Annotated in this window: 4 protein-coding genes; 1 reads left to right on the top strand and 3 read right to left on the bottom strand. The window is 76.1% G+C overall.

From position 1 onward, the window contains the following. Positions 1–130 precede the first annotated feature (130 nt). Positions 131–1828 carry an SDR family oxidoreductase gene (locus tag G6556_RS17345; RefSeq protein WP_346774970.1) on the bottom strand — a complete coding sequence of 566 codons (1698 nt, stop codon included), beginning with the start codon at positions 1826–1828 and terminating at the stop codon, positions 131–133. Positions 1829–1925: 97 nt separating this feature from the next. Here G6556_RS17345 and G6556_RS17340 point away from each other — a divergent pair, with 97 nt between their 5' ends. Next, positions 1926–2609: an O-methyltransferase gene (locus tag G6556_RS17340; protein ID WP_166944177.1), complete on the top strand. Its 684-nt coding sequence runs from the start codon at positions 1926–1928 to the stop codon at positions 2607–2609. A gap of 43 nt (positions 2610–2652) precedes the next feature. On the opposite strand, the gene G6556_RS17335 is transcribed toward G6556_RS17340, so the two are convergent. Further along, a complete protein-coding gene (locus G6556_RS17335; protein ID WP_166944175.1) occupies positions 2653–3648 on the bottom strand; it encodes a DNA topoisomerase IB in 996 nt (331 codons plus the stop codon). 76 nt (positions 3649–3724) lie between these two features. Beyond that, positions 3725–4503, bottom strand: a 779-nt coding sequence (locus G6556_RS17330; RefSeq protein WP_166944173.1) for an acyl-CoA thioesterase II, incomplete at its 5' end; no start/stop codon positions are given.

Here is a 4503-nt window from a genome sequence, read left to right as displayed (position 1 = left end):
CTCTGCCTCCGCACCTCCGCCGAGATAGGACGTGCCGCTCGAGATAGGGCCGTGGACGGTCCTATCTCGAGCCGGAGGTCCTATCTCGGCGAGACAGTACGGGTGCGGGGTCGGGCGACCGGGAGGCGCGTCAGCGGGGGAGGTCGCGGCGGGAGCGTTCGGCGGTCTCCGCCGCGCGGGCGATGTTGCGCTGCATCCCGCCGAACACGACGCCGTGGAACGGGTACACCGACCACCAGTACAGCTGCCCGAGCAGCCCGTGCGGGTGGAACACGGCGCGCTGCGCGAACCGGGTCGGCGGGGTGGTCCAGCGCTCGGGGGACACGTCGGCCGGTCGGGCCGACCCCGGCCCGGCGGAGCCCTGCTCCTCGGGGGTGTCGCCGTCCGGCTCGACGCGCAGCTCCAGCCACGCGAGCCCGGGCAGCCGCATCTCGGCGCGCAGCCGCAGCAGCCGCCCCGGCTGCACCTCCTCGACCCGCCAGAAGTCCACCGCGTCGTCGACGACGAGCCGCCGCGGGTCCCGGCGGCCGCGGCGCAGGCCCGGCCCGCCGACGACCCGGTCCATCAGGCCGCGCACCCGCCAGGCGAGCGACCACGAGTACCAGCCGCGCTCGCCGCCGACCGACTCCAGCACCCGCCACAGCGCCGCGGGCGAGGCGTCCACCTCGACGCTGCGGGCGTCCTGGTACAGCGAGCCCCCGGCCCAGTCGGGGTCGGACGGCAGCGGCTCGGACGGCGCCCCGGGCACGCCCGCCGACGACCAGCGCGTCGTCACGTCGGCCTCGCGGATCCGGGCGAGCGCGAGCTGCAGCGCGCGCGGGAACGAGATCAGCCCCTCGGGCGGGTCCGGCACGTACTGCGCGATGTCGTGCTCGTCGCAGACGACCTCGTGGACCAGCGACTCGACCAGCGGCCGGGCGATGCCGGACGGCACCGGGGTGACCAGCCCGACCCAGTGGCTGGACAGCCGCGGGGTCAGCACGGGGACCTTGACGATGATCCGCCGCGGCAGCCCGGCCGCCTTGGCGTAGCCCTGCATCATGTCCCGGTAGGTCAGGACGTCCGGCCCGCCGATGTCGAACTCCCGGCTGACCTCCGGCGGCATCGACGCCGAGCCGACCAGGTAGCGCAGCACGTCGCGGACCGCGATCGGCTGGATCCGGTTGTCCAGCCACTTCGGCACCGTCATGGCGGGCAGCCGCTCGGTGAGGTACCGCATCATCTCGAACGACGCGGACCCCGAGCCGAGGATGATCGCCGCGCGCAGCACCGTCGTGGGGACGCCGGAGGCCAGCAGGATCTCCCCGACCTCCTTGCGGGAGGCCAGGTGCGGCGAGAGCTCCTCGGTGTCGGGCGACAGCCCGCCGAGGTAGATCACCCGCCCGACGCCGGCCTCGCGCGCCGCCGCGCCGAACACGAGCGCGGTGTGCCGGTCCCGCTGCTCGAACCGGCGGCCCGAGCCGAGCGAGTGGATCAGGTAGTACGCGACGTCGGTGCCCTCGAGCGCCGCGCGGATCTGCTCGGGCTCGGCGGCGTCGGCCTGGGCGACCTCGACGGCGTCGTACCAGGGCCGGCCGCGCAGCCGCTCCGGCCGTCGGGCGATGGCGCGCACCCGGTAGCCGGCGGCGAGCAGCTCGGGCACCAGACGGCCCCCGACGTAGCCGGTCACGCCGGTGACGGCGACCAGCGGGGCGTCCGGCCGCGGCCGGCCGTCGGGCCCGACACCGGGGACGATCCCGGGCAGGCTGCGCGCGACCGGCTCGGGGAGCAGGTCGTCGGCGGTGGGCGCGTCCGCGCTCGGGCTGGTCACGGCGGGGTCCTGGGGCACGTCCGCAGTCTCCGACGCCCCCGCGCGGCCCGCATCCGGTGGAGCGGGTGGTCCGACCCCCGTCCCGCGTGCGCGGACGGAGGTGCATGATCGGGTCATGGGTGAGCACGGGTCGGGGGAGCAGGGCTGGGCCGCGGTGGACGCGTACCTGGTCGAGGAGCTGGTGCCGGAGAGCGCCGCGCTGGTCGCGGCGCGGGACGCCGGCCGCGCGGCCGGGCTGCCGGCCATCGAGGTCGCGCCGACGGAGGGCCGGCTGCTGTGGCTGCTCTGCCGGATCGCGGGCGCGCAGCGCGTCCTGGAGTTCGGCACGCTCGCCGGGTACAGCACGCTGTGGTTCGCGGACGCGGTCGGGCCGCAGGGGCACGTCACGACGCTGGAGATCGACCCCGCGCACGCCGCCGTGGCGCGGGACAACTTCGTGCGGGCGGGCGTCGCGGACCGGGTGCGGCTGGTCGAGGGGCCGGCGGGCGACTCGGTGGAGGGGCTGATCGCGCAGGGCGAGGACGCGTTCGACCTGGTGTTCATCGACGCCGACAAGCCGAGCAACGCGCGGTACCTCGACCTCGCGGTGCGGCTGTCGCACCCCGGGACGGTGATCGTCGTCGACAACGTGGTGCGCCGCGGCGAGGTGGCCGACGCCGGGTCCGACGACCCGCGCGTCACGGGTTCGCGGGAGGTGCTGCACGCGCTCGGCACGCACCCGCGGCTGGACGCGACGGCGCTGCAGACCGTGGGCGCCAAGGGCTGGGACGGCTTCGCCCTGGCCCGCGTCCGCGACTGAGCGTCCCGCGTCCGACCGCGCCACCGCGTCCGACCGCGGGCGGTCAGGACAGCAGCGCCAGCGTCTCCTTCTCCGCTACCGCCTGGGACCGGGTCGGCCGGATGGTCGTGCCGTGCGTCCACAGGTCGATGACCCGCGGGTCGATGTAGGACGCCCGGCACACCGCCGGGGTGTTGCCGAGCTCGTGCGACACCGCCTTGACGACGGTCGCCACGACCCGGCGCCGGCCGCGGTCGGACGTCGGGGCCGCGCCGCTCGCCGCGAGCCCGCGCGCGGCGAGCACGGTCGCGTGCCAGGTGCGGAAGTCCTTCGGGCTGGCGTCGTCGCCGAGCCGGTGCTTCACGTCGGCGCCCACCTCGGCGCTGGTGATGTCGTGCCAGCCGTCGTCGTCCCGCCACGCCAGCAGCTCGGGACCCCCGCCGCGCCGGCGCAGCAGGGTGCCGACGAGCTCGGCGACCTGCGCGTCCTCGACCACGACGTCCCGGATCTGCCCGGACTTGGCGGGGTAGTGGAACCGCACGGCGGTCTCGGCGCCGTCGTCGTCGGACAGCACCTGCACGTGCTCGCGGCGCAGCGTCGCCAGGCCGTAGGAGCCGTTGCGCTGGGCGTAGCCCTCGCCGCCGGCCCGGAAGTACGCCAGGTCGAGCAGCCGGAACGCCAGCGCCAGGGCCTTCGCCCGCGGAAACCCCGGCAGTGCGAGGTCGCGGCGCACGGAGCGGCGTGCGGCGGGCAGCCGCCGGGCGACGTCGAGCACGTGGTCGTGCTTGAGCCGGTCCCGGCGCCGGCGCCACTGCTCGTGGTACAGGTACTGCCGGCGCTGCGCGTCGTCGAGCCCGGCCGCCTGGATGTGGCCGTTGGCCCACGGGCTGATCCACACGTCCTGCCACGCCGGCGGGATGGCCAGCGCGACGATCCGGTCCAGGTGCTCGACGTCGGTGATGCGCGTGACGCGGTCGACGTCGAGGTACGAGAACCCGGTCCCCGCACGTCGTCGGGTCCACCCCGGGGAGTCGATCCTGACCCGTCGCAGCCTCACCACCGGGACACTGTGCACCGGCGCACGAGGCCCCGCCAGCGGAGCCCCGGCGCCGCAGCGCGGCCCGCCGCCGCGCCGGTCAGGACGCCGGGACCCGGACCATGCCCTCCTGCGCGATGGTCGCGACCAGCGCGCCGGACCGGTCGAACACCCGGGTGCTGCCGAGCCCGCGGCCGCCCTGCGCGGACGGGCTGTCCTGGTCGAACAGCAGCCAGTCGTCGACCCGCACGTCCCGGTGCCACCACATCGCGTGGTCCAGGCTCGCGACCGACAGCCCGGGCGTGAGCCAGGACAGCCCGGCGCGGCGCAGCACCGGCTCGAGCATGATCTGGTCGCACGCGAACGCGAGGAGCGCCCGGTGCAGCAGCTGGTCGGCGGGGACGGCGCCCTTGGCGCGCATCCACACCCGCTGCCGGCCCTCGGGCGTCGGCGCCGGGCCCAGGTACAGCGAGCCGCCGACGTGCCGGACGTCGAACGCGCTCTCGTGGGTCCAGAACCGGGCGATCGGGTGGTCCAGGTGGCCCATGCGGTCCATCGCCGACTCGACGTCCTCGGGGGCCGGGACGTCCGGGGCGGGCTCGGTGTGCTCGATCCCGGGCTGGTCCTCCTGGAACGACGCGATCATCGACAGGATCGGGTCGCCGTCCTGGGCGGCGTGCGTGCGCCGCGCCGAGAACGACCGGCCGTCGCGCAGCCGCTCGACGCCGAGCTCGATGGGCGTCGCGACGTCGCCCGCGCGCAGGAAGTACCCGTGCAGCGAGTGCGGCAGCCGGCCCTCGGGGACGGTGCGCCCGGCCGCGACGAGCGCCTGCGCGATGACCTGGCCGCCGAACACTCGGCCGCCGGGCTTCGGCAGGC

Source organism: Cellulomonas sp. IC4_254 (genome assembly GCF_011603975.1).
GTDB lineage: Bacteria > Actinomycetota > Actinomycetes > Actinomycetales > Cellulomonadaceae > Cellulomonas.
Note: the sequence above shows the minus strand (reverse complement) of the source record. Positions and strands in the feature narration are given on the sequence as shown.